Annotated in this window: 24 protein-coding genes and 1 riboswitch; of the genes, 6 read left to right on the forward strand and 18 right to left on the reverse strand. The window is 59.3% G+C overall.

Annotation, left to right across the window (positions count from 1 at the left end; all coding sequences use genetic code 11):
- Positions 1 to 62 precede the first annotated feature (62 nt).
- Together WNE31_RS16050 and WNE31_RS16055 are read right to left on the reverse strand one after the other, a co-directional pair.
- On the reverse strand, positions 63 to 518 hold the full coding sequence (locus WNE31_RS16050) for an Lrp/AsnC family transcriptional regulator (RefSeq protein WP_349980967.1): 456 nt from the start codon (positions 516 to 518) through the stop codon (positions 63 to 65).
- A complete protein-coding gene (locus WNE31_RS16055) occupies positions 515 to 970 on the reverse strand; it encodes an Lrp/AsnC family transcriptional regulator (protein WP_349980968.1) in 456 nt (151 codons plus the stop codon). Before WNE31_RS16055 ends, WNE31_RS16050 begins: the two co-directional genes overlap by 4 nt.
- 114 nt (positions 971 to 1084) lie before the next feature.
- Here WNE31_RS16055 and ilvC point away from each other — a divergent pair, with 114 nt between their 5' ends.
- The 3 genes from ilvC (at position 1085) to WNE31_RS16070 (ending at position 3475) form a co-directional block, all read left to right on the forward strand.
- A complete protein-coding gene (ilvC, locus tag WNE31_RS16060; protein WP_349981009.1) occupies positions 1085 to 2128 on the forward strand; it encodes a ketol-acid reductoisomerase in 1044 nt (347 codons plus the stop codon).
- An 85-nt stretch (positions 2129 to 2213) separates the two neighbouring features.
- Positions 2214 to 2561: a hypothetical protein gene (locus WNE31_RS16065; protein WP_349980969.1), complete on the forward strand. Its 348-nt coding sequence runs from the start codon at positions 2214 to 2216 to the stop codon at positions 2559 to 2561.
- Positions 2558 to 3475: a DMT family transporter gene (locus WNE31_RS16070; RefSeq protein WP_349980970.1), complete on the forward strand. Its 918-nt coding sequence runs from the start codon at positions 2558 to 2560 to the stop codon at positions 3473 to 3475. Before WNE31_RS16065 ends, WNE31_RS16070 begins: the two co-directional genes overlap by 4 nt.
- On the opposite strand, the gene glmM is transcribed toward WNE31_RS16070, so the two are convergent.
- From glmM to WNE31_RS16115, 9 genes are all read right to left on the reverse strand, one after another.
- Complete coding sequence (gene glmM, locus WNE31_RS16075; protein WP_349980971.1) at positions 3472 to 4815, reverse strand: phosphoglucosamine mutase; 1344 nt, start codon at positions 4813 to 4815, stop codon at positions 3472 to 3474. The genes WNE31_RS16070 and glmM overlap by 4 nt on opposite strands.
- Entirely contained in the window at positions 4805 to 5824 is a 1020-nt protein-coding gene (gene folP / locus WNE31_RS16080; protein WP_349980972.1) for a dihydropteroate synthase, read from the reverse strand. Before folP ends, glmM begins: the two co-directional genes overlap by 11 nt.
- 39 nt (positions 5825 to 5863) lie before the next feature.
- Positions 5864 to 6787, reverse strand: a complete 924-nt coding sequence (locus tag WNE31_RS16085) for a dihydroneopterin aldolase (protein WP_349980973.1) — start codon at positions 6785 to 6787, stop codon at positions 5864 to 5866.
- Between the two features lie 108 nt (positions 6788 to 6895).
- Entirely contained in the window at positions 6896 to 7537 is a 642-nt protein-coding gene (locus tag WNE31_RS16090; protein ID WP_349980974.1) for a cell wall hydrolase, read from the reverse strand.
- Between the two features lie 163 nt (positions 7538 to 7700).
- Positions 7701 to 10271: a pyruvate, phosphate dikinase gene (gene ppdK / locus WNE31_RS16095; protein WP_349980975.1), complete on the reverse strand. Its 2571-nt coding sequence runs from the start codon at positions 10269 to 10271 to the stop codon at positions 7701 to 7703.
- A gap of 79 nt (positions 10272 to 10350) precedes the next feature.
- Complete coding sequence (glyS, locus tag WNE31_RS16100) at positions 10351 to 12576, reverse strand: glycine--tRNA ligase subunit beta (protein ID WP_349980976.1); 2226 nt, start codon at positions 12574 to 12576, stop codon at positions 10351 to 10353.
- Between the two features lie 10 nt (positions 12577 to 12586).
- Positions 12587 to 13798 carry a sodium/glutamate symporter gene (gene gltS, locus WNE31_RS16105; protein WP_349980977.1) on the reverse strand — a complete coding sequence of 404 codons (1212 nt, stop codon included), beginning with the start codon at positions 13796 to 13798 and terminating at the stop codon, positions 12587 to 12589.
- 3 nt (positions 13799 to 13801) lie between these two features.
- Entirely contained in the window at positions 13802 to 14326 is a 525-nt protein-coding gene (locus tag WNE31_RS16110; protein WP_463407439.1) for a DUF6446 family protein, read from the reverse strand.
- On the reverse strand, positions 14323 to 15252 hold the full coding sequence (locus WNE31_RS16115; protein WP_349980978.1) for a glycine--tRNA ligase subunit alpha: 930 nt from the start codon (positions 15250 to 15252) through the stop codon (positions 14323 to 14325). Before WNE31_RS16115 ends, WNE31_RS16110 begins: the two co-directional genes overlap by 4 nt.
- A 156-nt stretch (positions 15253 to 15408) precedes the next feature.
- Between WNE31_RS16115 and WNE31_RS16120 the strand changes: the two genes are divergently transcribed.
- On the forward strand, positions 15409 to 17166 hold the full coding sequence (locus WNE31_RS16120; RefSeq protein WP_349980979.1) for a serine protease: 1758 nt from the start codon (positions 15409 to 15411) through the stop codon (positions 17164 to 17166).
- Between the two features lie 51 nt (positions 17167 to 17217).
- On the opposite strand, the gene WNE31_RS16125 is transcribed toward WNE31_RS16120, so the two are convergent.
- From WNE31_RS16125 to metZ, 5 genes are all read right to left on the reverse strand, one after another.
- A complete protein-coding gene (locus WNE31_RS16125; protein WP_349980980.1) occupies positions 17218 to 18840 on the reverse strand; it encodes a thiamine pyrophosphate-binding protein in 1623 nt (540 codons plus the stop codon).
- A gap of 1 nt (position 18841) precedes the next feature.
- Positions 18842 to 20290: a TrkH family potassium uptake protein gene (locus WNE31_RS16130; protein ID WP_349980981.1), complete on the reverse strand. Its 1449-nt coding sequence runs from the start codon at positions 20288 to 20290 to the stop codon at positions 18842 to 18844.
- Positions 20291 to 20483: 193 nt separating this feature from the next.
- Positions 20484 to 20711 carry a hypothetical protein gene (locus tag WNE31_RS16135; RefSeq protein WP_349980982.1) on the reverse strand — a complete coding sequence of 76 codons (228 nt, stop codon included), beginning with the start codon at positions 20709 to 20711 and terminating at the stop codon, positions 20484 to 20486.
- Positions 20712 to 20857: 146 nt separating this feature from the next.
- A complete protein-coding gene (folE2, locus tag WNE31_RS16140) occupies positions 20858 to 21958 on the reverse strand; it encodes a GTP cyclohydrolase FolE2 (protein ID WP_349980983.1) in 1101 nt (366 codons plus the stop codon).
- A gap of 245 nt (positions 21959 to 22203) precedes the next feature.
- Positions 22204 to 23385, reverse strand: a complete 1182-nt coding sequence (gene metZ, locus WNE31_RS16145; RefSeq protein WP_349980984.1) for an O-succinylhomoserine sulfhydrylase — start codon at positions 23383 to 23385, stop codon at positions 22204 to 22206.
- A 59-nt stretch (positions 23386 to 23444) separates the two neighbouring features.
- Positions 23445 to 23522: riboswitch (SAM riboswitch) on the reverse strand.
- Between the two features lie 112 nt (positions 23523 to 23634).
- Here metZ and WNE31_RS16150 point away from each other — a divergent pair.
- Together WNE31_RS16150 and WNE31_RS16155 are read left to right on the forward strand one after the other, a co-directional pair.
- Positions 23635 to 24570: an alpha/beta hydrolase gene (locus tag WNE31_RS16150; RefSeq protein WP_349980985.1), complete on the forward strand. Its 936-nt coding sequence runs from the start codon at positions 23635 to 23637 to the stop codon at positions 24568 to 24570.
- Positions 24571 to 24596: 26 nt separating this feature from the next.
- A complete protein-coding gene (locus tag WNE31_RS16155; RefSeq protein WP_349980986.1) occupies positions 24597 to 25289 on the forward strand; it encodes a glutathione S-transferase N-terminal domain-containing protein in 693 nt (230 codons plus the stop codon).
- Between the two features lie 3 nt (positions 25290 to 25292).
- On the opposite strand, the gene WNE31_RS16160 is transcribed toward WNE31_RS16155, so the two are convergent.
- A complete protein-coding gene (locus WNE31_RS16160; protein WP_349980987.1) occupies positions 25293 to 25910 on the reverse strand; it encodes an inner membrane-spanning protein YciB in 618 nt (205 codons plus the stop codon).
- An 8-nt stretch (positions 25911 to 25918) separates the two neighbouring features.
- Positions 25919 to 26821 carry a DMT family transporter gene (locus WNE31_RS16165; RefSeq protein ID WP_349980988.1) on the reverse strand — a complete coding sequence of 301 codons (903 nt, stop codon included), beginning with the start codon at positions 26819 to 26821 and terminating at the stop codon, positions 25919 to 25921.
- Positions 26822 to 26846 lie beyond the last annotated feature (25 nt).

Here is a 26846-nt window from a genome sequence, read left to right on the forward strand (position 1 = left end):
TGCCGCCAGTTAGCCTGCGAAAGACAGGAATGACAACTCTAGGGTGGATTTCCAACCCGTCTTCACAACGGTCCGGGCCGACGTTCTTCGCTAAGCAGCACATTCGCCTCGACATCCCCCACACCGGGCAAGGTCATCACCCGGCGGCGCAAAACGCGTTCGAAATCGGCAATGTCCCGCGCTGTGACCCGCAGACGATAATCATACATGCCCAAAACATGCTCGACCGTCTGCACTTCGGGAATGGCCGTGACGGCGCGCTCGAAGTCCTCAAGGGACACGCGCCCCTTGGTGGCCAGTTTCACGCCCAAGAACACCGTCACCCCGAACCCAAGCTTTTCCGCGTCAAGATCCAACCTGCGCCCCTTGATGATGCCGCTGTCATACAGCCTGCGCACCCGTCGCCAAATTGCGGGCTGGCTCATCCCCAATTTGCGCCCCAAAGCCCCAGCAGATTGCGTCGCATCGCGGGACAGTTCGGTCAAAATCTGACGGTCAACGGCATCCAGTCCGGTCATATCGGCAGGCTTTCTTCGAACTTGATACGGGCCACATGCATCAGCGCCTCGATGTCGGCGATATGCGGCAGAGTCAGGATCCGGGCGCGATAGATTTGCTGATAATGGGCCATATCCCGCGCGATAACGGACAAGCGGACATCCACGCGGCCCAGAAAGGTCTGGATTTCGATTACTTCGGGGATGTCCCGTGCAGCTTCGATGAAATCATCGAAAGCACGCGGTTGGGTTTTGTCGAGCGTGACCCGCAACGACACCTCGACCGCATAACCAAGCGCCTGCCAGTCGATCACCGCCCTTTGCCCGCGCAGCACGCCTTCGGTTTCCATCTTTTCAATACGACGCGACAGACGCGAGGTCGTCATGCCGAGTCGGTCGGCCAAATCCGGCAAAGACGTCGCAGGATCCACCTGCAAGTTGCGCAGAATGCGCCTATCGAGATCATCAAGCATAAAAATGACAATATTTCATCTTCCTACGAATAGAAATGCTGATAATTGGAAAAATTATACGACCATTACGTCTCGCTCTCTCTAGCAGGATGCGTATAACTCTTGGCCAGACACATACAGAGAGGAGCGCCGGACATGCGCGTTTACTACGATCGCGATTGCGACATTAACCTGATCAAAGACAAAAAAGTGGCCATCCTGGGCTATGGTTCGCAAGGCCACGCACACGCACTGAACCTGCGTGACTCGGGCGCGAAGAACCTTGTTGTGGCGCTGCGCGAAGGGTCGCCCTCGGCCAAGAAAGCCGAAGGTGAAGGCCTGCAGGTCATGGGGATCGCCGAAGCGGCCGCATGGTGCGACGTCATCATGTTCACCATGCCCGACGAACTTCAGGCGGAAACCTACAAGAAATACGTCCACGACAACATCAAGCCAGGCGCAGCAATTGCATTCGCCCACGGCCTGAACGTCCACTTCGGCCTGATCGAGCCCAAAGAAGGCGTTGACGTTATCATGATGGCGCCCAAGGGCCCCGGCCACACCGTGCGCGGCGAGTACACCAAAGGCGGCGGCGTGCCCTGTCTTGTTGCCGTACACACCGACGCAACCGGCAAGGCGCTGGAAATCGGCCTGTCCTACTGCTCGGCCATCGGTGGCGGCCGTTCGGGCATCATCGAAACCAACTTCCGTGAAGAGTGCGAAACCGACCTGTTCGGCGAACAGGCTGTTTTGTGCGGCGGTCTGGTTGAACTGATCCGTTGCGGTTTTGAAACCCTGGTCGAAGCCGGTTACGCACCGGAAATGGCCTATTTCGAATGTCTGCACGAAGTGAAGCTGATCGTAGACCTGATCTATGAAGGCGGCATCGCGAACATGGACTACTCGATCTCGAACACTGCCGAGTACGGCCAGTACGTCACCGGTCCGCGCATCCTGAAATACGACGAAACCAAAGCCCGCATGAAAGAAGTTCTGGAAGACATCCAGGCCGGCCGTTTCGTCCGTGACTTCATGCTGGAAAACGCTGTTGGCCAACCGACCCTGAAAGCATCGCGTCGCGCCAATGACGAGCACCTGATCGAAGAAACCGGCGCCAAGCTGCGCGGCATGATGCCGTGGATCTCGGCCGGCAAGATGGTCGACAAAGAAAAGAACTAAGCCAGAAAGGCAATGGTTCGAAAGGGCGCCTTGCAGGGCGCCCTTTTTCGTTTCATGGTCAGCGCGCAATCGGAAGGTACCAAAGATGGAAGAAAAAAGTAACGGCCCCAAAATTTTCACGCCTGCATGGTTCAAGGCGCTTTTCGCGGGCGACCTGATCCTTGGGGAAACCTTCTGGGGGGGCAATTTCGGCACGGCCCTTTTCCATCAACCCATCGTGGCGCTATTACTGGTGTTGCCAATCTCCACTGCCATTCCTGCAGCGTTCTGGGGGCTGTTGACGCTTTATCAACTTGCGCTGACCCGCGCCGTGATCCTCGCCAAACCCGGTGTGCCCACGCCGATAGGGTGGAAGATCGCCGGGATCATCATCACCTTCGGGTTCGGTGTGATGTTCGCAGCCTTCGCCAGAAGCGCCCTGGCCTTGGAATGACACAGCCGGACATCACCCGCAAAAGCTGGTTGATGGTGGCCACCCTCGGCATTGTCTGGGGATCCACCTTCATGGTCATCGAATTGGCCCTGCAGGGGATCACCCCGTTCTGGCTGGCGGCAGCACGGATCAGCTTTGCCTCGGTTCTGCTGGTCGGCATTTGGGCGGCGCGGCGCTTTCCACTTTTTGCGGAACCCTCTGCGCGGGGCTGGCGCATGATTGCCGTGGTCGGCGCGCTCAGCTCAGCCGTGCCCTTCATTTTGCTCAGCTGGGGGCAGCAATACGTCACGTCGGGTTTTGCCGGCGTCAGCATGGCCGCAGTCGCCCTACTAGTGCTGCCCCTAGCTCATTTCCTCGTACCCGGCGAACGCCTGAACCTGCGCAAGGTGATCGGCTTTATGCTGGGGTTCTTTGGCGTGGTGATCCTGATTGGCAGCACCGCCTTTGAAAGTTCTGGCGCTGACTTGGAAGTCTACGGGCGCCTTGCATGTCTCGGCGCGGCAGCTTGCTATGCCCTGAGTTCCGTGCTGGTACGACGTCTGCCACCGGTAGACCCGATCGGGTTGGCCACCGTTCTGCTGATTGTGGGCGCGGCCATTGTGGTGCCGGTGGCTTGGGCCGTCGAGGGGCCACCGCCCATGCCCTCCACAGAAACACTGGCGATTCTGGCCGTGCTGGGGCTGATCCCGACCGCCGCTGCCAACCTGTTGCGGGTTCTGGTGATCCGCAGTGCCGGTCCGACCTTTATGAGCCTGACCAATTATCAAGTGCCCGTGTGGTCTGTGGTGCTGGGCGCAATGATATTGGGCGAACCGCTTCCGGCCAGCCTGTTGTGGGCGTTGCTGTTCATCTTGTCCGGCGTCGGCATCAGCCAGTACGGCGCGCTGAAACGGCTGTTTCTGGGCGACGCCTAAACGACGGCATCGACCGCTTCAACCACCGAGTCCACGGTACGTTCAAGCAGATCGGAATCCTCGCATTCCGCCATGACCCGTACCAATGGTTCTGTGCCCGACTTGCGGATCAAGAGCCGCCCCTGCCCCTCAAGCGCCATTTCCGCGGCCCGGATGGCGGCTTGAACCGAGTCGGCCTCCAAAGGGGTTTGCCCCGCCGCGTAGCGCACGTTTTTCAACAGTTGCGGTACGGTCTCGAACTGTTGGGCAAGGTCTGACGCCTGACTATTCGTTTCGACCATGGCCGCCATGAACTGAAGCCCTGCCATCAGCCCGTCGCCCGTGGTGGCATAGTCGGTCATGACGATATGTCCCGATTGCTCACCCCCAAGATTGTAGCCACCCTTGCGCATTGTTTCGACAACATAGCGGTCCCCGACGGCGGTCCGCTCCAGCCGGAGGTTCTGTGCTTCAAGAAACCGTTCAAGACCAAGGTTCGACATCACTGTCGCCACCAGCGCCCCGCCCCGCAAACGCCCCTTGGCAGCCCAGCGGCTTGCCAGAAGGCCCATGATCTGGTCACCGTCTGCAATATGCCCGTTCTCATCAATGATCATGACGCGATCAGCATCGCCATCCAACGAGATCCCGAGATGGGCACCATGAGCGACCACCGCTTCGGCTGCGGTACGCGGCGACGTGGATCCGCAATCCCGGTTGATGTTCAACCCGTCCGGGTTCGTACCGACCGGGATCACCTCAGCGCCCAGTTCCCAGAGCGCCTCGGGGGCGGCGCGATAGGCAGCCCCGTTCGCACAATCCACCACGACTTTCATGCCCTTGAACGGAACAGAAGACGGAAGCGAGGATTTCACACGCTCGATATAGCGGAAACGGCCATCATCAATCCGTTTGGCGCGACCGATATTGATCGACTGGACAGGTTCAACGCCACTTTCGATCAGGGTCTCGATTTCAAGTTCCACCTCATCGGACAGTTTAAAGCCGTCCGGCCCGAAAAACTTGATCCCGTTATCCTCGGCGGGGTTGTGGCTGGCCGAGATCATCACGCCCAGATCTGCGCGCATCGAACTGGTCAGCAAACCTACCGCAGGGGTCGGCACTGGTCCCAGCAACAGCACGTTCATGCCGGTCGAGGTCAGACCGGCCGTCAGCGCGTTTTCAAACATGTACCCCGAAAGGCGGGTATCCTTGCCAATGACGACGCGGTGGTTGTTCTGACCGTCATTACGGAAATACCGTCCCACCGCGGCTCCGATCCGCAGCGCCATTTCGGCCGTCATCGGGGCCATATTGGCGGTACCCCGCACCCCGTCGGTTCCGAAAAACTTACGCCCCATGGTATTCTCCCGTTGTCACCGCCTGCCAAAGATGCAGAGCCTGTCTTGTTTCTTCTACATCATGCACGCGCAAGATTTGCACCCCTTGTGCAACCCCTTCCAGCGCAACCGCCACAGAACCGCCCACGCGACCCTCGGGGGCGGGTGCATTGCCAATCACCTTGATGAACCCTTTCCTCGACGCCCCAAGCAGGATCGGACAGCCCAGGCTGTGAAACAGGCTAAGGCGGGCAAGCAGGGCAAGGTTATGCGTCAGCGTCTTGCCAAATCCTATGCCGGGATCTGTGATGATCCGGTCACGCGGGATTCCCAGACTTTCCAGAGCCCCAATCCGCTCTTCCAGAAAATCATACACATCAAGCAACACATCGTCATATGTCGGATTGTTCTGCATTGTGGCGGGGTCGCCCTGTGCATGCATGACACAAACGGGCACGCCTTGCTCGGCGCAAAGCGGCGCGAGATCGGGGTCAAAGGTGAAACCGGCCACATCATTGACCAAATCGGCACCGGCGTCTAATGCCGCCCGCGCGACAGGCGCTTTGCGGGTGTCGATGCTGATCGGGCGATCAATGTCGCCGGAAAGGGCCGCAATTACAGGTGCGGTGCGGCGGATCTCTTCCTCAACAGGCACCTCGGTTGCGCCGGGCCGGGTCGACTCTCCACCGATATCAATAAGCGTGGCCCCTTGAGCGACCATCTCGCGCGCCCGCTCCAATGCCTGCTCTGGCGCATGGTGCTGACCACCATCCGAAAAACTGTCGGGGGTGACGTTCAAGATCCCCATCACCTGAGGCTCTGTCATCGACATGGATGCGATGGGAGGGCGCGGCTTGGTCAGGGTTTCCAGCACCGCTGGGGGAATATCGGTGGCAGCGACACTGCGCGAGGACTGACCGCGTTGCAGGAGTTCGACATGCGTAAACCATGTCCATCCGCCCGCAAGGGGATAAGCGCCGTCCGGGCGCGCAGCATCTGTTTGCGGGATCGCGCGGTAATAGGTCTTCATGTGTCGTGAATGATCTTTTCAGAGGCGCTTGGCAAGCGTCTAGATCACATCATCCAGAAGAGACACCGACCGCACCGGAACAGGTCCGTTTTCCGGCAGGGATTCGCCGATCCCAATCATCCGGCGCGCTTCCATCTCGCGTGCAAACCAAGAGGCAAGCGCCACGGCATCGCGGGCATTCACATCTGGCCCATCGACCGCATCCAGCACGATTTTCGAAGGCGCCCAGACACAGATCTGACCGTTTTTCATCGCCCAGTCCAGTTCGGTGCGGGTGTTGACCACGACGCAACGGGAATCCCGCGCCGCCAGTGCCCAGGCATTTTGCTCGATGGCCAGCAGATCAATCCGGCGCTGTGTCATCGCGTGGCCGGTGGCGGGCACTTGCAGATCATGTGGACCCACGCAGAAAATCAGCGGTACATCCTCGGCGGCCAGCTGATCAATCCAACCGGTCAGGCGATCAGACTGCATGGCGGCATTGGTCAGGTACACCACGCGCGGATGGGGTTTCTCGTCTTCCAGCACCTCGGCGGGTTTAACCACCGTACGTGCACGCACAATTTCCACGCCCAAGGCACCGGGACCGCGATCCAATTTTTCGATCCGCACAAAGACCCGCATCGCTTGCGGCTCGAGCAAGATCCGCTCGGCGATACGTTCGGCCAGCGTTTCCAAAAGGTTCAGCCTTTCGGCGGCCAATTCATGCGCGATCGCCTCGGTCACGCGGTCATACGAGAGGATGCGGTCCACGTCGTCATCAATCACGCCGGTGATCGGACGCACTTCGACGACGACATTGAAACAAACGCGCTGGGTCGTTCCGCGTTCGGCCTGAAAGGCCCCGATTTCGACCTCAACAATATGGTCACGCAGAGAAATGCGGTCCAAAGGGTCGGGGCCGGACGTGGCTACGGCCCGTTCGTCGGGATGCGCGAATGCAAGGCGAATTTCGTTTGTCATTGTCTGCCGTTCCTCCCGGGTCAGATCAGGACCTGTTTAGTGGCCTGGACCTGCGGGAACAGGGCCAGACACGGCATAGCAACATCAAAACCCGTCAAAACCCTTGAATCAGTTTTGCGAAAGACGTGTCGGCTGGCGATAGAAATGATGCACCCCGATGGTGGTCGTACGCTTGAACTTGCGCGCCCAGCTGGGGTTGACGGCCTTGGTGTGATAGTGGGTCGCCCCGTCGGTCAGAATGCGGGGCGCGCCGTTCATCATCAGGCGGGCCACTTTTCCGACACGTTCATAGGCCGACTTTTCGTGGATGTGTTCCGGGTTGCCATCACAAGTGAAGGTGAACTGGCACTGGTACTTGCGCCCCGTACCCTGCTTGATCACGCCACAAAGACTTTCGGGATAGTAATCATGGTCCACGCGGTTCATGATGACTTCGGCTACTGCGAACTGGCCCTTGATGCTTTCGCCGCGCGCTTCGAAATAGAGCGCCTCGGTCAGGCATTGCCATTGCTCGTCACGGTTCTTGGCCTTGGGCAGCTGGTCGATCCAGTTGCGCGAATACACGATCGTGTCGGGCAGAGCGTCTTTCTTATTGCGGTTATTGTTCAAAAGCTCTTTGAGATTGAAACCCGACACGCCAGCGGCGGCTTTCCGTGGCTCTTGCCGATCAACCCGGGTCTCAACGTCCCCAGAGGGGGCCTCGGCAAAAGCCGGACCCGACAAAAGTATCATAGCAAAAAATGCAGTCATGAATTGGCGCATAATAACCTCACACCCGATGTTTGACGGACCCTCCCCCGTCCGAGCGTTTCGCGGGGTACTACACGAATTGGCCAAATTCGTCCAGCCCAGCGGGTTTTTCGCGCAAAGAGCTTGCTGAATTGTCAAGATGTGGCGGCTGATCCCTGCAAATTTACCCTATTTTGTCCTGAATCGCGAGTTGTGCTGCCGCTAAACGTGCAACGGGAACGCGAAAGGGCGAGCAGGACACGTAATCAATTCCGACCTGGCGACAAAATGCGATTGATTCGGGGCTGCCACCATGTTCACCACAAACCGACAGGGTCAGGCCCGGTCGTGCTGCACGACCACGTTCCGCGCCGAATTTCAGCAATTCTCCGACGCCGTCCGCATCCAGTGTGTGGAACGGATCTTCTGGATATACCCCTTGTTTCACATAGGCTGACATGAACCGCCCGGCATCGTCGCGCGACAGGCCATAGGTCATCTGGGTCAGATCGTTGGTGCCGAAGCTGAAGAAATGGCAATGCGGGGCGATATCCTCGGCCCGCAGGGCAGCGCGCGGCGTTTCCACCATCACCCCGAGGCGGTATGTAAAATTCACCCCCTGCTCGGTACGGACAGCGGCGGCCACCGCGTCAATACGGGTTTTGACAAGCTCTACCTCACGCTTAGCGCTAACGAGAGGGATCATGATTTCAGGGACAACCGGCGCGCCGTCGCGGCTCGCGGCAATAGTGGCCTCGAAGATGGCGCGCGCCTGCATGTCATAGATCTCGGGCACTGTGATCCCCAGACGCACCCCGCGCAGGCCAAGCATAGGGTTATATTCCCCCAACGCCTCGACCCGACGCGTCACGTCCGACAGGGGCAGGTTCAGGGCCTCGGCCAGATCCCGCAGGCCTGCCCGTTCGGTCGGCAGGAACTCGTGCAGCGGCGGATCAAACAGGCGGATACATACGGGTTGCCCCTCCATGATCCTGAAAAGCTCGATGAAATCCGCTCGTTGCATCGGCAACAATTGCTCAAGCGCGGAACGCCGATCTTCGGGCGCATCTGCGAAAATCATCTCGCGCATGACAGTCAGGCGGTCGGCTTCAAAAAACATATGCTCGGTCCGGCACAGCCCGATTCCGTTGGCGTTGAAATTCCGTGCCGTCTGGGCGTCGGCAGGTGTGTCGGCATTCGCGCGCACGTCAATGTCGCGGGCTTCATCCGCCCAGGCCATCAGGGACTGGAAGGCATCATCGAGTGCCGCCTCAAGCATCGCCGGTTCGCCCGCGAGAATCTGGCCCTCGGTCCCATCCACTGTGATGATGTCGCCTTCCTTGAAGACACGCCCGTCCGAGGTTGTGAGAACCTTTTTGCGCATCTGGAACCGCAGGGACGATGCGCCTACGACGCAGGGTAACCCCAACCCACGACCGATCACGGCTGCGTGGCTGGTGATGCCGCCACGTTCGGTAAGAACAGCACTGGCCGCGTGCATGCCGCGAATATCTTCAGGTGTGGTTTCGCGTCGCACAAGAATGCAGGCCTCAGAGCGCGCGGCGCTGGCCTGTGCTTCTGCCGCGGAGAATACAATCCGTCCGCTGGCGGCCCCCGGGCTCGCGGCAATCCCGGTGCAGATCACGTCGCGCTTGGCCTCGGGGTCAACCTGCCTGTGCAGCAGTTCGTTCAGGGCCCTTGGTTCGATCCGCATCAGGGCCTCTTGCGGTGGAATGATCCCATCGCGCGACAGTTGAACCGCGATCCGCACTGCCGCCCGCGACGATCTCTGCACCCTGACCCCGTCCAGAATATGCACCTGACCGTTTTCAATGGTGAACTCGATCTGCATTTCCTCGCGCAGTTTTTCACGCATCAATGCCGCTTGTGCCTTAAGCGCCTCAAAGGCTTCGGGCGCGGCCTCTTCCAGAGACGGACCGCGGCTGTCCTTCTCGAGGAACAGGGCAGAAGCCCCTGTTTGCAGCGCATCGCGCCCCTGTGACTGGCTCAGATACCGGCCCGTGATTTTCGGCAGCCCGGTGGTCGAGTTCACGAGCTGCAACACGCCCGAGCCGCATTCCCCGTGCCCAAGACCCAGCACCATTTCCTGCACCACCAGCCCCAGCCCCGCATCCGCGGGCGCGCCCTTGGCCTGCCGCAAAAGCCGCGCGGTGGTGCCTTCCCAAGCACGCGCCATGGACCGCAGCACCCCGGCAAGCTGGGTGCCGACATCCTGCGGGAAGGGTTCTTCTGCTTCGTCTTCATAGGCATCCAGCAGATGCCGGCAGTCGCCAGGATAGGTCAGGTCCAGTTCATCAAACATATCCGGATCAAGGCGCGCTACATGGATCGAGTAGGACTGGATGAACCGGGCATAAAGCCCACCCGCCGCATCCGGTCCAAGGGTTTGCGAGAGCTCTGCAAACCGCGCATCATTCATGCCGATATTCAAAACGGCCCCGGGGCCGCCCCAATCGGGATCTTCCGACGACGGACGCACACACAAAAGACCACCTTTTTCAAGTGGGGCAAGAAGATCCTGCATCACCGGAGATTCGCCCGCCGCGATGCGGTGCACAGCGTCAAAGGACAGGGCAACAGTTTTCGGAACCGGCAGGTCCAGCCTCACAAGCCGTTGCAAACACTTGGCACGCCCGCCATGAGTGGCCGTCGCTATTGGCGCGGTCGCGGTGATGAAGGTGATATCGGGGTTGTCTTGCTGCACTGCGGCACCTTTTCTTTGAGGATGCAGCATAACCCCAAAGCCTTGTCTGGCAAGGAAAAGGTGCGCGGCCCGCCACAAATCTGTCGCGGGCCGCTTATGCTTTGGGGGATTAGCCCTCGACCCGCGTTAGGTCTGCAACACCCAGACAGGTTTTGCGAATTCGCGACAAAAGGTTCAGACGGTTACGCCGGACCACCTCATTCTCGCTGTTCACCTGCACCGCTTCGAAAAACGCATCGATCGGGGCGCGCAATTCGGCCATACCCGCCATGGCCGCGGCAAAGTCCTCGGCGGCAATGGCTGCTTCAATCGCGCCCTCATGCGCATCCAGCGCGGCAAAAAGGGCCTTTTCAGCATCGTCTTCCGAGAACTTCACGTCAGCGCCAAAGCTGTATTCGACACCGTCTTTTTCTTCGGCTTGCGTGAGAATGTTGTTGGCGCGCTTGAAGCCCTGCAACAGATTTTCGCCGTCCTCGGTCCGCAGGAAGCTTTCCAGGGCACGGGCGCGTTTGACCAGCAGGTTCAGGTCATCATTCCCCGGCATTTCGATACAGGCGTCGATCACGTCATGGCGAATGCCTTCGTCGCGCAGGTACACTTTGAGGCGATCGTGGAAGAAGCCCAGCAAATCGCGCGAGGTGTCAGGCACGCGCGCCTGCAATTCTTCAAGGTATTCGTTCAGGTCGCCTTCCATCGCGCTTTTGACGGTGCGGCGCACCGCGCCCAGAATACCGTGATCCGCGATTTCATCACTCAGGTCTTCAAGCAGGGCACGCGCGAGTTTTTCGTCGTCGCTCTGATAGGCCTCGTGACGCAAAAGCTGCGTATCGGCATAGGCGTCCAGCGGCAAACGCAGGTCGTTCTCCAGCACAAGGCGGATCACACCAAGCGCCGCGCGACGCAGCGCATAGGGGTCTTTCGACCCGGTCGGTTTTTCGTCAATTGCCCAGAACCCTGTTAGCGTGTCCAGCTTGTCCGCCAGCGCAACGGCAACCGAGACCGGGGCGGTGGGCACATCGTCGGACGGCCCGAGCGGCGAATAATGCTCTTCCGCTGCTGCCGCAATTTCGTCACTCAGCCCCGCCGCCGCCGCATAGTAGCGCCCCATGAGTCCCTGAAGTTCCGGAAATTCGTACACCATCTCCGAGCTGAGGTCGGCCTTGGCAAACCGCGCGGCCTGCCCGATCACGTCTGCATCCGCCCCGACGATGCCTGACAGTTCGCGGGCCAGCGTGGCGATGCGGGCAATCCGTTCGCCCTGGGTACCCAGCTTGTTGTGGAAGGTCACGTTGTTCAGGCTATCGATCCAGGCTTGTGCGCCGGTCCTAGCCACGCGAATGTCATTTTCCCAGAAGAATTTCGCATCCGACAGGCGCGCAAACAGCACCTTTTGGTTGCCTGCCAAGATCGTGGCGCCGTGATCGGCGGTTTCCCGGTTGGCGACGGTGATGAATTTCTCGATCCGGTCGGTTTTCGGGTTCCGTACGGAAAAGAATTTCTGGTGCTCTTTCATCGAGGTTTGCAGCACCTCTGCTGGCAGGCCAAGGAAATCCTCGGCGATATCGCCCAGCAGAACAACCGGCCATTCGACCAGCCCTGCAACCTCGGCCAGCAATCCTTTGTCTTCAACGACCTCAAGCCCCTGCGCAAAGGCCATGTTGGCGGCGTCGTGCCAGATATGCTCTGCGCGGTCCTTTGCGCTCAGGATCACGTGGTCGCGTTTGAGCTTGGCCTCGTAATCCTCGAACCCAGTGACGGCGAAACGCCCGGTGCCCATAAACCGATGGCCTTCGGTGGTATCCCCCGACACGATCCCGTCCACAGCCAATGGCACGATCTTGTGGCCTGCATCGTCCGAGATTACGCAGAGAATCGAATGCAGGGGACGCACCCAGCGCAACGGGCCACTGCCCCAGCGCATGGATTTGGGCCATGGGAAATTTCGGATGGTGTCTTCCAGCACCTTGGCCACGATCTCGGGGGCCGGACGGCCCGGCTTGGTGATGGTTGCGAAATAGACAGCGCCCTTGGGGGTGTCCCGCTCTTCCAGATCTTCGCGGGACACACCAGTGCCCCGCAGGAACCCTTCGATCGCTTTATCGGGCGCGCCGACCTTGGGGCCTTTGCGCTCTTCCTTGATAGTCGGGCTTTCGCCCAGCAGCCCCTCAAGCGCAAGGGTCAGACGGCGTGGGGTTGAGAACGCGTGTGCCCCGGCATAGGTCAGACCCGCCTCGACCAAACCGTCAGTGACACGCTTTTTCAGGTCTTCGGCGGCGCGCGCTTGCATACGGGCCGGGATTTCCTCGGAAAACAGTTCGATCAGCAGGTCAGGCATGAGAGGGTCCTCAGAAGTTCACGATTGCCTGTATGACAATCGCGTTCGCGATATCCACAAAAAAGGCCGAAACCAAGGGCAAAACGACAAATGCGATGGGTGAAGGCCCATAGCGCTTGGTCACGGCGGTCATATTGGCGATGGCGGTCGGGGTCGCGCCAAGGGAAAATCCAGCAAACCCGGCGGCCAGCACGGCGGCGCGATATCCCCGCCCCAGAAGCGGAAACAGGATAAAGCGTACAAACAAAACGGTCATGACGGTCTGTACCGCCAGCACCATGGCAATGGTCCATCCGACGCTGCGCAGGGTCGAGAAATCCAGCGTCATCAGCGAAATCGCCAGAAACGCCCCCAGTGCGAAATCCGAAATCACAGCCAGTGAGGGCGTGCGCGATATAGGTGACATCTTGGGAAACAGCATCGGAGCCGCATTGCCCACCACGATCCCCATGATCAGACAGGGCACAAAGGTCGGCAACATCAGGCCCGCGGCCTCAATCACTTCGCCCAGCGCATGGCCCAGAATGATGGCGACGTTCAGCGCCAGCATCACCCGCATCAGGCTGATATGGGTGATCGGGCGCGTATGGCCTTCCTTGTCAAAGGGCAGACCTACGGTTGTTTCTTCATCCGGCCGGCGCGGCGTCAGATCAAAACGGTTGATCAGAAGTTTGGCAATCGGCCCCCCGATCAGCGCCGCTGCGATCAGCCCCAACGTCGCCGTCGCGATCCCGATCTCGGGTATATCAGTCAGCCCCGTGACTCGCGCGACCTCGGGCGACCAAGCAATCGCCGTGCCATGCCCCCCGATCAGCGCCGCTGAGCCCAGCATAACCCCTGCCGGAACCGGCAGATCGAAGAACCGCGCCCCCGCCACGCCGATGACGTTCTGGAACACAATCATCATCACGGTCAGCACCAGAAGGATCATCAGGGGTTTGCCGCCCGCCACGAGATCGCTCAGCCGTGCGTTCAGACCAATCGAGGTGAAGAACAGGATCAGAAACAGGTCGCGGCTCTGCATCGAGAATTCGAGATTCTGACCGGTAATCTGCATGTAAAGCGCAAAGAACCCTGCCGCCAGCAAGCCGCCCGTCACCGGTTCGGGAATGTTAAACTCGCGCAAGAGCTTGATCTTGCGGGTCAGGCGTGCTCCCAGCAGAAAGACCGCGAACCCGAAGGTCGCGGTCAAAAAGTCATTTATGATGATCGGCTCGGCCACCCATCAGCGCTCCGGCTTGGGCGGACAACCTTCTGGCACGGGTTTGCCGTCGAACACGACCTCTCCGCAGGCGTTGATCTGGTGCCAGGCATAACCCCGCCCGTCCGGAAAGACCGCAACCACGCGGTCGATGCCGTATTTTAGGTTTTCTGTGCCCATGAAGGCCACGGCCTCACCGTCTTCCAGCGCCTTGCCAATGGCTTTGGCATCGAAACAGTTGAACCAGCCCGGCGCCACCAGCGGCTCGGGGTGCGCAAATGTGGTGTAGGTCTCTTTCAACGTGTCCAGCGGCACATCGGTCATGAAACAAGCCCGATAGCGGATCGGCGACGACGTCGAATCGATGGCTTGGAACGCGCCATGCGCAAGGGGTTCCGCCATGCCGGTTTCAAGCGACGTCAGCATCACATCATCTGGTCCCGACGGAAGAACATCGTCATAATAGGCATAGACCTGCAGGTAATACATTGCGAACCCGGCCATCAGGGCCACAGCAACAATTGTGCCCGCGATAATTTTTCCGATCACGCGGCGTATCCCCCGGCTTCGGTCAGGACAAACGCATCGGCGCATTGCTTGGCCAGTGCGCGTACCCGCCCGATATAGGCCTGACGTTCGGTGACCGAGATCACGCCGCGCGCGTCCAGCAGATTGAACAGGTGGCTGGCCTTAATGCACTGGTCATAGGCGGGATGGGCCATGATGATCCTGTGTCCTGTTTTGGGGTCGGTATGTTCCTCGGCAAGGATTTTTTCGCATTCGGCTTCGGCCTCTTCAAATTGCTTCAAGAGCACATCTGTATTGGCCACGTCGAAATTCCAGCGCGAATATTCCTGTTCGGTCTGTTTGAACACGTCCCCATAGGTCAGCGCAATCGGCGCGTCAGGATCGTTGAAGGGCATGTCCATCACGTGGTCTACGCCCAGAACGTACATCGCCAGACGTTCCAGACCATAGGTCAGTTCACCCGAAACAGGATGGCAATCATGGCCGCCGACCTGTTGGAAATAGGTGAACTGGCTGACTTCCATGCCATCGCACCAGACTTCCCAGCCCAGCCCCCATGCGCCCAACGTCGGCGATTCCCAGTCATCTTCGACAAACCGGATATCGTGCAGATCCATGTCGATCCCGATAGCTGCAAGGCTGCCGAGATAGAGATCTTGCAAATCAGGCGGGCTGGGTTTGATCAGCACCTGGTACTGGTAATAATGCTGCAAACGGTTTGGGTTTTCGCCATAGCGCCCGTCAGTCGGACGGCGAGATGGCTGCACATAGGCCGCAGCCCAGGCCCGGCTGCCCAGCGACCGCAGCGTGGTTGCAGGGTGGAACGTACCTGCGCCGACTTCCATGTCGTAGGGCTGCATCACGGCACAGCCCTTTTCGGCCCAGTAATTCTGAAGTCTCAGGATGATCTCCTGAAAGCTGCGGGGTTTGTTGTCGGTATCGGCCATGAGCTCCGCCCTTTGAAAACGCGGCTTTTACCTATGACGCCACAGGTCCGGGGTCAATTGCGCCCTGCCTCAAATTTGAGGTGCAACAGCCCCCAGACCTGCTAAACATGACGACACAAACGCGACGATCGGAAACGCAAAAGGAATTTGATGACTATGACGCGGCTTTTTTTGCCTGTGCTGTTTACCCTTGTCTTTGGCCTGCGCGCGGCATTTGCCCAACAAGACCAAGATGTCGTCTGGGTGCAAATCGAAGCGCAACCCAGCCTCACGCAAGCCTCGGAACAAATCCGCAAATATGCTGAACGCCTTGAGGATGTGAACGGGTTTGCCCTTGGAAGCGGTTGGTACGGCGTGGCCCTTGGCCCCTACACCCGTGCAGATGCTGAAACCGTTCTGCGGGTCTATCGCAACGAAGGCCTTATCCCGCGCGACAGTTACATCGCCCTGTCGGCAACCTACCGGTCCCAGTTCTGGCCGGCTGGGGTCAACCTGCTGAACCTGCCACAGCCGACGGATCCCGTGACCGAGATCACCGAGACCTCGGACGTGCCAAGCCTTGAACAGGTTCCCGCAGAACCCGCAGTGGCGGACGAAACACCCAGTGAAGCGCGCGCGAGCGAGGCCCGCCTGACCCGGGATGAGCGCAAGGAACTGCAAAGCTGGCTGCAATGGGCGGGATATTACAACGCCGCGATTGATGGCGCGTTCGGGCGCGGCACCCGTGCGTCGATGGCCGCGTGGCAGGCCGATAACGGGTTTGAACAAACCGGGGTATTGACCACCCTGCAACGCGAAACCCTGCGTAAACAGTATTTTGCCGTTCTCGAAGGGATGGACCTGCGCCGGGAAACAGATTTTGCGGCGGGTGTCGAGATGCTGATCCCGCGTGGCGTGGTCAAGCGGGGCAATACCGAGTTTCCATTTGTGCATTTCGACGCGTCTGGCGAAATCCCGGCCAAGGTTCTGCTGATATCGCAGGCAGGTGACCAGACCACGCTATTCGGCCTTTACGACATCATGCAAACGCTAGAAATCGTGCCCCTGACCGGAGAGCGCAAACGTGAAAAGGACAGTTTTGTCCTGACAGGTGAAAATGCAAAAATCGTCTCGCACACCGAGGCCCGCCTCGAAAATGGCGAGATCAAAGGCTTTACGCTTGTCTGGCCTGCAGGCGATGAAGAACGCCGCACGCGTATCCTGGGGGAAATGCAGGCCTCGTTCGAACGGATTGACGGCGTTCTGGATCCGGCCGCGGGCAGCAATAGCGCGCAAAGCATCGACCTTCTAGCCGGGCTGGAACTGCGCAAACCCAAAATGGCTCGCTCTGGGTTCTTTGTAGACGGGAATGGCACGGTTGTGACGACATCCGAGGCCGTTCAGGGATGCAGCAAGATTACCCTCGAAGGCGACCTTGAAGCCCAAATTGTTGCGACCGACGACAGTCTCGGTCTTGCCGTGCTGCGCCCGACCAAGCCACTGGCCCCCATCCGTATCGCGATGCTGCGCGAAGGGGACGCTCGCCTTCAAAGCGACGTTGCCGTCTCGGGGTATTCCTACGAAGGTGTGCTGGGAGCACCGACCCTGACATTCGGCCAGCTTTCGGATGTGCGGGGGCTGAATGGGGAAACCTCGCTGAAACGTCTTGCCATGTCGGCCCTGCCCGGCGATGCGGGCGGGCCTGTTCTGGATGGGCAGGGCAGCGTGATCGGGATGTTATTGCCGCGCGATGGGGCCAGCACCAAGGCGCTGCCTGAAGGCGTCAGATTTGCCACTGGGTCGGATGCGATCCGCACGGCCCTCGCCAGCGCGGGATTGAACATCCAAACCGACACACCCCAGACAACCCTTTCGGCAGAAGACCTCGCACGGCTGGGTCGTGACATGACCGTTCTGGTCAGTTGCTGGGAGTAAGGGGGTACACCCCGACACAAGAGAAAAGGCCGGGGATCGCCCCGGCCTTTTTCATTTGGCCGTTAATGCCGGCGTCATATGGATCAGGGTTGGCCCGTTGGCCTTGAACGCACGGGACAGCGCCGCCTGCAGCGCGTCCAGCGATTTGGGCGCCTCGGACAAAGCGCCATACGCCTCGGCCAGTTTGCAGAAGTCGGGGTTTTGCGCGATCACGGCGTTGGGGGCAATCTGGCTTGCGACCATGCTGTCCTCAATCTCTTTCAGCTTGCCATTGTCCCAGAGCAAGATCGGCAAAGGCAGACCCAATTCCACCGCAGTCCCGAGTTCCTGAATCGTATACTGGAAGCCATAATCACCTGCGATACAGACCGTCGCCAAACCCGAACGCGCCACGGCGCCACCAATCGCGGCCGGCAAGGCATAACCCAGCGTGCCGAACCCGGTGGGGTGATGCCAATGACCCGCGCGCGGCATATCCCAGACTTCTTTGGCGACATAAGCAAACTGGGTCATGTCGGAATAAATCATGGCGTCTTCGGGCATCGCTGCCGCCAGTGCATCACAAAGATCGGCAATACCCGGACGCTCTGCATCGGTCTCGGCGCGGAAACGCGCCTTGGTGCCAGCAATCATGTCCGCATCCCATTTGGGGGACGCGCTTTCCGGCAAATGCGCACAAAGCGTTTCAAGGAACGCGACGCCATCCGCATGAATGGCCATATCAGCCCTGTGTTCGTCTGACAAAACCTCGGGGTCAATATCGACGCGGACAAGCGTGGACTGGTGCCCCAGCTCATTGCGCCAGAGATCGCATTCCGACAGTTCGGTCCCCACCGCAATGACAAGATCGGCCTCGGCCAACACCCTCACGCTGTCTGGACGCCCGAGGTAGCACCCGAAACTCATAGGGTCGTCCGGCGCAAGCAGCCCGCCGCCCGCATAGGTCGTAAATCCGGCGGCACCGCTGCGGTGCATGACCTTGCGCACCAGTTCTTCGTTACCGTGTCGCCCAAGACCTCCCCCGAAAATGAACAACGGCTTTTGGGCCGCAGTGAGGTCGTCGGCAAGGACGCTCAGGTCGCCGGGCACCAACCGCCCCACATGTTGCAGCCCGCCCGGCATGGCGGGGGCGGGTTCACAAGGCGTGCCCAATAGTGCAATCGGCACCTGCATGTGTTTCGGGCGCGCGCGGCGCGTGGCGAACTCGGTCAGGGCCCGATCCACAAGGGTATAGGCCGCATCCGCGCTGGTTGCCTCATGGCTCCAGTCGCAGACAGTGGCGGCCGCTGCCTCTTGATCTAGCATTTGGTGCAACTGCCCCCGACGCGCGGCGGTCTCGTCCAGACACGAGGAAATCGCCAGCACCGACACCGAGTCGCTATAGGCCTGCCCCAGCGCCGTCAGCGTGTTCAACAGGCCCGGTCCGGTAATCACATAGCACACGCCAAACCCGCCGGTGGCGCGGGCATACCCGTCAGCCATGAAGGCCGCACCCTGTTCGTGGCGCGCCAGCACATGACGGATGCCCGCTTCCTCGATCCCGCGATACATCTCGACATTGTGCACCCCCGGAATGCCAAAGATCGTATCGACCCCGCGCGATTTGAGCATGTGCGAAATCTGCGCGCCAAGCGGACGGATCGCGCCCTTGGGCGCGTCTTGCGATGAGGTCATATCAGGCTCTCCAGAATTGCGGTGTAAGGATGGCGTAAACCGCCAGAAGTTCGAGGCGACCAATCAACATTCCGGCAATCAGCAACCACTTTGCAGTGTCGTTCAGCGATGCAAAATTGCCCGATGGCCCGATCGTATCACCAAGACCCGGACCGATATTGGCCACGGCCGTGGCAGCGCCGGACAGGGCGGTCACGAAATCCAAACCCGTCATGGCCAACAGTACCGCAAGCACACCAAGGGTTACGGTGAAGAACACGAAAAAGCTCATGACCGAGTTCAACACGTCATCACTGACACGGCGGCCTTCGTAGCGCACAGCGAATATACCGTTGGGGTTGCGAATGCGGTTGATCTGGGCCCGGGTAGCCGCGAACAGCAGTTGATAGCGGAAGATCTTGATCGAACAGGCGGTGGACCCCGCGCAGCCCCCGATCAGACCGATGAAGAAGAACATCGTGACAAAAAAGCTGCCCCAAAGCATGTAGTCCGCGCTGGCATAGCCCGTTCCGGAAATGATCGAGGTGACGTTGAACAGAGCCTCGCGGAAGGACCGCTCCCAACTGCTTGGGAACATATAGCCTAGTACGATGCTAAAGATCACGACCAGCACAATCAGCGTCATCAGGAAGGTGCGTACTTGGCTGTCGCGCCAAAGCGCCTGTGTGTGCCCGTTGACCATCTGTACATAACGCACAAAGGGCAGTGCAGCGAGGATCATGAACACTACGGCGGCATATTCCAGCGGTCCCGAAAAAGCCCCGAACGACGCGTCATGGTTGGAAAACCCCCCGGTGGCGACCGTGGTCAATGCGTGGATCACCGCATCAAAAGCAGGCATCCCCATCACGAAATAGGTCAGGAAACACGCCAGCGTGATCCCGATATAAATCACCGAAATCTGACGCGAAATCTCGGTCGCGCGGGGCAGGATCTTGCCCATCGTATCAAAGCCTTCGGATTTGAAGATCTGCATCCCCCCGACCCGCAATTCGGGCAGGAAAACCATGGCGACAACGATGATCCCGATACCGCCGAGCCATTGCAGCATCGCCCGCCAAAGGTTCAGCCCCATCGGCAGGGTATCCAACCCGGACAGAACGGTCGAGCCGGTCGTGGTCAACCCCGACATCGACTCAAACACCGCATCGACAAGGCGCGACTCTGTTTCGCCGAACAGAAATGGCAATGCGCCAAAGATCGGCAGCGCCACCCAGACACCCGTGGTCAGAAGGAAGGTTTGCTGCAAGGTCAGTCCTTTGACCTTGGCCGTCTGGCAGGACAGAGCCACGAAACCACCCACTAGAAATGTCAGTAGGGCACTTTGCAGGAACACAGAATGATGGCCGTTGCCATTGAGCCAGTCCACGACAAACGGCAACAGCATCGCCACTCCGAGAATGGCGACCATAAGGCCAATAACATATCCCACGGGACGCATATCGAACATGCAGGCAGCGTTGTCGTGTGCCCGCGCCGGTGTCAAGCACATTGCCCTGCTGAACATCCCCGCCGACAGATCGGCAATATCGCGTTTTGCAAAACCTCATTCGCCTGACAAGCGGCGCGCGCCGGCCCGATGCCGAAAAACACGTTCGAAAAAGGATGCCGCGCCGAACCCCGTCTTTTTCTGCCCGCTTGCCTCAGCTTCCGAGCAGGTCCGCAAAGACAAAGGCCGGAATATCGGCGCGCGTCATCCCCATATGGGCCAGTTGGCAGTCGCTGAGGGCATTCAAAGCATAGGCTTCGTGAAGCCGGCGTCGTTTTTCTGTCGCCGCGTTGAACCCCATGCCTTGAGACGCCAGAAACAGGTCAAGGCGCTGCATCAGGCGGTCGTTTTGAAACTCGATCGTCGGTTCAGTCTTGCACATTGGAAACCTCGCTCGATGGCCCGGCAACCGGGCGACTTGGGTTTCCTCCCTGCTCTACAGTCTAACGCAAAACGGGCCGCAATCGGTTAACATTCCCGAGAGCGGCCCGTTGATGTGTCCTTTTCGCAGCAATCAGGGTGCGTGGTTTACCCTGTGTGGATCAAGCTGCTGAACAGTTTGGGGTCGATGCTGGACGACGCAAAAAGCGGCCCTTCGGTCAGCACGGAGACCGCATCATGGCTGTGCAGGCTTTCCTGATGACTTGCGATCACGCGGAAATCACCGACACGCGGATCTGCCTTGAGCTGCTCGCAGAACAGCCGAGCCGCATCTTCGACAAAGATCGGATTGGCCGCGTTCAGCTCGGCAAACGCTTGTTCGTCCTCGCGTTTGACCATCACCTGCGTTTCGGTCGGAACCGCAGCGCGCGCCATGTCTATCAGGTCTTCGAACCACAGGCATTCGTCGGATTTCACTTCGACCGACAGACGCGCCACCGAGCGTTGGGAATGCGGTGTGGCCAGTTGTCCACGCGATTGACGGGCGTGTTCACTCAGTTCCAGCGAACAGGGGCAGGTCGACGAATAGACGTAATCAAGATGCAGTATCTTGACCAGTTCGCCGTCCCTTTGCACCTTTTCCAGTGCGATGTCGTAATACTGGTATCCGGACAGGCCCGAGCGCAGGGATTCGACGCGCACCGGATAAGAAATGCGCATTTGAATGCGGGCATCTAGACTTTCAAGATCGGTCACATAATCGGCCAGCGCCGCTTCCATTACCTCAAAGCTGAAGGTCTTGTCGGCGTGCTTGTAAAATGATCGCATGATACGGGACATGTTGATGCCCTTTTTCTCGGCATCAAGGCTGACCGTGCCGGTCACGCTGGTTTCAAGCGTGATGTCGGCGCCCGCGCGGGTGTGGTACTTGATCGGCAAACGAAAATTCGAGATACCCACATGCTGGATCAACTGCTTTTCACCGCGGATCAGGCTTGATGGACCATTTTGCAGGTCTGGCAGGCTGGCCCGGTATTCCGGGGACACGTCAAAGCCGTAGGGGTATTCCCGTTTAAGGTCGGGATAGCTGCTAGGCGGTTGGTCCGGCAGCAGACGCGCCACGGCCGGGTCGAGCTCGGCGATTTCAGTCGGGGTGGCCTTCGCGGCCCACCTGCGCAGCACTTCAAGTGCCGCCTCTGCGTCGCGGCGTTCCGTAGCATCTGTCAATTGTGACGTCTGAATATTCATAGTGCCCTGCCTTTCGCGTCTGCGATTTGCCTAACCTAGTGTATTTGGTGACGAAATACCAAATTCGTAGGGTGGTACGCCGGAAACGACCTGTCGGATCAAACATTTCCACGAAATCAGGGGATTTATCTGTTTGCAACCCGATCCGGGGGGGAACCGGCAGAACCGTGTCGCAAGATCACAAACGGGAAAAGGGACGAGGCGCGAGATCCGAGAACTACGCGCCTGCCGTCTCGGACCTGCCCTCAGACCTGATCCAGCGCCTGTTGAAGATCGGCAATCAGGTCCTCCGCATCTTCGAGCCCCACCGAGAACCGGACAAGCCCCGGCGTGATCCCGAGTTCGACCTTTTGTTCGTCGGGCAGGCGTTGATGGGTTGTGGTTGCAGGATGGGTGCAAATCGACTTGGCATCGCCAAGATTGTTCGAAATAACAGCCACGTTCAGCGCATTCAGGAAGCGGAACGCCGCCTCTTGCCCACCCTTGATGTCAAGCGCAACCACCGTGCCACCCTTGCCGCCCAGTTGGCGCTGCACAAGATCGTTCTGCGGATGGCTGGGCAGACCGGGATAGATCATGCGGGCAAGTTTCTGGTGACCATGCAGGGCCTCGGCCAGTTTTTGGGCACTGTCAGCCTGAGCGCGCACGCGCAGGTCGATGGTCTCCAAACCCTTGAGCATCACCCAGGAATTGAAGGGCGACATGCTGCCGCCGGTGTGTTTCATGAAGGGTTCGACGGTCCCGCGAATATATTCACGTGTCCCGAGGATCACCCCGCCCAGCGTTCGCCCCTGCCCGTCGATATGTTTGGTGGCGGAGTAAATCACGACGTCAGCGCCCTGGTCGATCGCCCGCGAAAACACCGGCGTGGAAAAGACGTTGTCAACCACAACTTTCGCGCCAACCGCATGCGCGATCTCGGCCACGGCGGCCACGTCGATCACTTCGAGCGTCGGGTTTGACATGGATTCGAAAAACACCAAATTGGTGTCTTGACGCACGGCGGCACGCCAGGCGTCAAGATCTGTGCCATCGACAAGCGTCACTTCGACACCGAACCGGCTCAGGATATCCTCGAGGATATAGAGGCAGGACCCGAACAGCGCCCGCGCGGCCACGACATGGTCTCCGGCCTTCAGCATCGACATCAGCGCACCGTTCACAGCCGCCATACCAGACGCCGTGGCAAATGCGTCTTCCGCCCCTTCCAGAAGCGCGATCCGGTCTTCGAACATCGCAACCGTGGGGTTTCCATAGCGCGCATAGATAAATTCATCGTCGCCACTCTGGATAAAGCGGGCCTCGGCCTGTTCGGCCGTGTCATAGACAAATCCCTGTGTTAGGAAAATGGCCTCGCTGACCTCGTTATACTGGCTGCGGCGCGTCCCGCCATGCACCAGGTTAGTCCGTGTTTTCCAATCGCTCATCGCGTCCTCCTTGGGTCTTGCACCCAAACAAAAAACCCCCGTCGGCCAAGCGAGCAGGGGTTTCCTTCGTCCTGACCTCTTTAGCAGCATGTTTTAAGTGGCCCGCAATCCGGTAACAAATCGCCACTCCCTGCTCTTTAGGCAGCGGTTTGTGGCACGTCAACACCGTCACGGTGCTGTAACGCGGGTTTCACGCAAAATGCACAAACATTCGATTTACCGCACACAAGATCTAGTGGGGGTATCGGAATGCCAATCATACGGATCAATGCCGACGGCGCATATCCTGTCCTGCATGACAGCCCGCGTGCAGTGAACAAAGCCCTGACCGACGCCCTTCAGAGGGACGGCCCAGTGGTCATCATGGTGCACGGATACAGGTTTTTGCCCCATGACCCCCTGCATTGCCCGCACACTCATATCTTTTCTACCCGCAAGACGCATGATTGCCCTAAGGCTCTAAGCTGGCCCCAACACCTCGGGATTGCCGACCGCCCACATGGTGCGGGGATCGCCATTGCGTTTGGCTGGGCTGCGCGGAGAGGCCTTCGGACCGCACAGCAAACCGCAGAGGTGGCCGCCAGTGCCTTGGTTCGCGTCGTGAGAATGGTCCGCCAAATGGCGCCCGAAAAACCCATCAACCTGATTGCGCATTCCATGGGCGCGCATCTGGCCCTGTCGGCCATGTCGATGCTCACCCCCGGCGATCTGGCCCGTGTGGTCCTGTTGAATGGCGCAACGTACCAAAGCCATGCAGAACGCGCCCTGCAAAGCCCGGCTGGGCAACTTTGCGAGTTGTTCAATGTCGTCAGCAATGAAAACCGGATCTACGATACCCTGTTCGAATGCGTTTTCCCCAAACAGACACCCTCTGACCGGGCTTTGGGTCGCGGGTTAGAGGGCAAAAACGTCCTGACGATCCGGATCGACAGGCAACCCGTATTGGAGGCACTCGGCGCCAAGGGTTTTGGTATTGCACCTGCCAGACACTTCCATTGCCATTGGTCGACCTATTTGCGACCGGGTGTTTTTTCGTTTTACCGGACGTTGCTCATAACCCCCGAAACCCTGCCGTTCTACGCGTTGAAATCCCTGTTAGAAGAGGTCGAACACCAAACGCGTCCGACAAACTGGCGCCTTCCCCTGCCCGGCCCCTTGCCCGGCTTCGCGAAACAGGCATCATAGCGCAGTCCCAATAACCGGAGCGCGACATGATTGATCTCTATTTCTGGCCCACCCCGAACGGATGGAAGGTCTCGATTGCGCTTGAGGAAATGGGCCTGCCCTATACCACGCACCTTGTCGATATCGGCGCAGGGGATCAGTTCAACCCCACGTTCCTGAAAATCGCCCCCAACAACCGGATGCCCGCCATCATCGACCGGGACGGCCCGGACGGCGCGCCGATCTCGATATTCGAGTCGGGCGCGATCCTGCAATATCTTGCCCGCAAAACGGGGATGTTCGGCGGTACGACTGAGCGTGAACGAGTCGCGGTCGAGCAATGGCTAATGTGGCAGATGGGGGGGCTTGGCCCGATGGCAGGACAGGCTCATCACTTTCTCAAATATGCGCCCGCAATGGATCCGCCCAACGATATTCCCTATGCCAAGGACCGCTACAGGAACGAGGTTGCCAGACTGTACAAGGTGCTGGACGGCCAACTGGCGCAGACGGAATTCGTCGCAGGAGACTTCTTTTCCATCGCGGACATGTCGATCTGGGGCTGGGCCTCGCTCTGGGAGGGGCAGCAGCAAACCCTTGAGGACAAACCGAACCTTGCGCGGTGGCTGAACACTGTGGGGGCACGCCAAGGCGTAAAGCGCGGACGCGCCCTGTTCGCCGAAAAACGCGGGGATTTCCGCAAAGACAAGGATGCCCAGTCGGTTCTGTTCAAACGCTAGGCGTCAGACCTGATCGTCTTCTTCCAGCGCATAGCGTTGGAACATCGCCCCTTGCGACATAAGGAACACGAACAGCAAGGCCGGAAAGCCGAAGGTTTCGATCTTGACCCAGGCTTCTTCCGACATGTTGCGCCAGACAAGTTCATTGCCAATCGCCAAGAGGATGAACACTGCGAACAGGCGGCGCGTGAGGATCATCCAACCTTCGTTGCGCATGGGGATCATGTCGCCCATGACATAAGACAGATAGGATTTGCCCTGCAAAAGGCCGATTCCCAAAAGCCCCGCCAATGTCCCGTAGACAATGCTGGTTTTCATCTTGAAGAACCGTTCATCGTTGAACCACGCCGTCAGCCCGCCAAAAAAGATCACCATGAACGCTGTGAAGACCTGCATCTTGCTAAGGTGCCCGGTCAGATGCCAGAGGATCCCCATTGCCACCAGAAGGATCGGGACAAACACGATGGCAGACACGATAAAGCCCGAGTATTCGGTTCCGGCAAGAACAAAGGTGTCATCCTTGATCCACAGGTAGATCACGAAAAAGGCAATGGTCGGGCCAAGTTCCAGCACTTGCTTGAGTACCGGGTTGATGGGTTTGGGGCTGTTCTGCACGGTCATTCCTGTTCTTATCCTGCCACCTCAACTATCACAGCCCCCGCCGCGATCAAGGTCATCAAGGCGATCCTTCGGGGGCCCACCGTTTCGCGCAGGATCAACCAGCCGATCACGGCAGCAAAAACCGGTGACGTTTCGCGCAAAACTGCAGCCTCGCCCACCTTGCCAAGGCGCGTGGCCAGCATCACCGCCCCGAAACTGCCCCAGGCCACCAACGCCCCGGCCAGTCCGCGCCACAGCAAGGGCCGCAGGGGTGGACGGTGGGCCATGTTACGCCAGCGCAAGGCGGCGATGATCGGAAAATCCAGTGCCGTGAGGAAAAAGAACCACGCCAGAAAAGTGAACGGATCCGGCGTCGCGCGAATCCCATAGGCATCATAGGTGGTATAAATCGCTACCAGCGCCCCCGTGCCCACAGCCAGCCAGAGCGCGGGAATAAGCGTATCGCGCCCGGTCTCGACATGGATAAGGTTGTAGATGGCCAAGCCAAAAATCCCCGCCAGCAGGACTGCGACACCCAACCATTGTAGCGGGGCAAAGCTTTCGCCAAAGATGATCCAGGCTCCGACCACCGTGAACAACGGGCCGGTCCCGCGTACCACCGGATAGACCACCGTGAACGCCCCGCGGGAATAGGCCAGCGCCATCCCGAGTTTGTAGACAAAATGGATCGCCATGGCGCCGACCAAAATGCCCCAGACCCGCCCTTCCGGCCAAGGCACCATGAACAGCGCCACGGGCATGGAAATCACCACCAGCGCCGCGTCAATCGCGCCTCGCGACAGCCATGGGTCGTGACGCCCCTTTTGCAAGGCGCCAAAAACCGCATGCAGGAAGGCCGCAGTCAGGGCCAGCCACAACGCGGCCTGTTCCCCTGCAGGCGTGCCTTCAATCGCGGTCAGCCAGTCGCTCATCTGCGAAATCCTGAGCGGCCAAACA

The organism is Shimia fortis (genome assembly GCF_040225985.1).
Taxonomy (GTDB): domain Bacteria; phylum Pseudomonadota; class Alphaproteobacteria; order Rhodobacterales; family Rhodobacteraceae; genus Shimia.

What these genes read in the sequence shown, in the direction of transcription:
- WNE31_RS16050 (WP_349980967.1), bottom strand. Translation starts at nt 518, where the DNA reads ATGACCGGACTGGATGCCGTTGACCGTCAGATTTTGACCGAACTGTCC.
- WNE31_RS16055 (WP_349980968.1), bottom strand. Translation starts at nt 970, where the DNA reads ATGCTTGATGATCTCGATAGGCGCATTCTGCGCAACTTGCAGGTGGAT.
- WNE31_RS16065 (WP_349980969.1), top strand. Translation starts at nt 2,214, where the DNA reads ATGGAAGAAAAAAGTAACGGCCCCAAAATTTTCACGCCTGCATGGTTC.
- WNE31_RS16070 (WP_349980970.1), top strand. Translation starts at nt 2,558, where the DNA reads ATGACACAGCCGGACATCACCCGCAAAAGCTGGTTGATGGTGGCCACC.
- glmM (WP_349980971.1), bottom strand. Translation starts at nt 4,815, where the DNA reads ATGGGGCGTAAGTTTTTCGGAACCGACGGGGTGCGGGGTACCGCCAAT.
- folP (WP_349980972.1), bottom strand. Translation starts at nt 5,824, where the DNA reads ATGAAGACCTATTACCGCGCGATCCCGCAAACAGATGCTGCGCGCCCG.
- WNE31_RS16085 (WP_349980973.1), bottom strand. Translation starts at nt 6,787, where the DNA reads ATGACAAACGAAATTCGCCTTGCATTCGCGCATCCCGACGAACGGGCC.
- WNE31_RS16090 (WP_349980974.1), bottom strand. Translation starts at nt 7,537, where the DNA reads ATGACTGCATTTTTTGCTATGATACTTTTGTCGGGTCCGGCTTTTGCC.
- ppdK (WP_349980975.1), bottom strand. Translation starts at nt 10,271, where the DNA reads ATGCTGCATCCTCAAAGAAAAGGTGCCGCAGTGCAGCAAGACAACCCC.
- glyS (WP_349980976.1), bottom strand. Translation starts at nt 12,576, where the DNA reads ATGCCTGACCTGCTGATCGAACTGTTTTCCGAGGAAATCCCGGCCCGT.
- WNE31_RS16115 (WP_349980978.1), bottom strand. Translation starts at nt 15,252, where the DNA reads ATGGCCGATACCGACAACAAACCCCGCAGCTTTCAGGAGATCATCCTG.
- WNE31_RS16120 (WP_349980979.1), top strand. Translation starts at nt 15,409, where the DNA reads ATGACGCGGCTTTTTTTGCCTGTGCTGTTTACCCTTGTCTTTGGCCTG.
- WNE31_RS16125 (WP_349980980.1), bottom strand. Translation starts at nt 18,840, where the DNA reads ATGACCTCATCGCAAGACGCGCCCAAGGGCGCGATCCGTCCGCTTGGC.
- WNE31_RS16130 (WP_349980981.1), bottom strand. Translation starts at nt 20,290, where the DNA reads ATGTTCGATATGCGTCCCGTGGGATATGTTATTGGCCTTATGGTCGCC.
- WNE31_RS16135 (WP_349980982.1), bottom strand. Translation starts at nt 20,711, where the DNA reads ATGTGCAAGACTGAACCGACGATCGAGTTTCAAAACGACCGCCTGATG.
- folE2 (WP_349980983.1), bottom strand. Translation starts at nt 21,958, where the DNA reads ATGAATATTCAGACGTCACAATTGACAGATGCTACGGAACGCCGCGAC.
- metZ (WP_349980984.1), bottom strand. Translation starts at nt 23,385, where the DNA reads ATGAGCGATTGGAAAACACGGACTAACCTGGTGCATGGCGGGACGCGC.
- WNE31_RS16150 (WP_349980985.1), top strand. Translation starts at nt 23,635, where the DNA reads ATGCCAATCATACGGATCAATGCCGACGGCGCATATCCTGTCCTGCAT.
- WNE31_RS16155 (WP_349980986.1), top strand. Translation starts at nt 24,597, where the DNA reads ATGATTGATCTCTATTTCTGGCCCACCCCGAACGGATGGAAGGTCTCG.
- WNE31_RS16160 (WP_349980987.1), bottom strand. Translation starts at nt 25,910, where the DNA reads ATGACCGTGCAGAACAGCCCCAAACCCATCAACCCGGTACTCAAGCAA.
- WNE31_RS16165 (WP_349980988.1), bottom strand. Translation starts at nt 26,821, where the DNA reads ATGAGCGACTGGCTGACCGCGATTGAAGGCACGCCTGCAGGGGAACAG.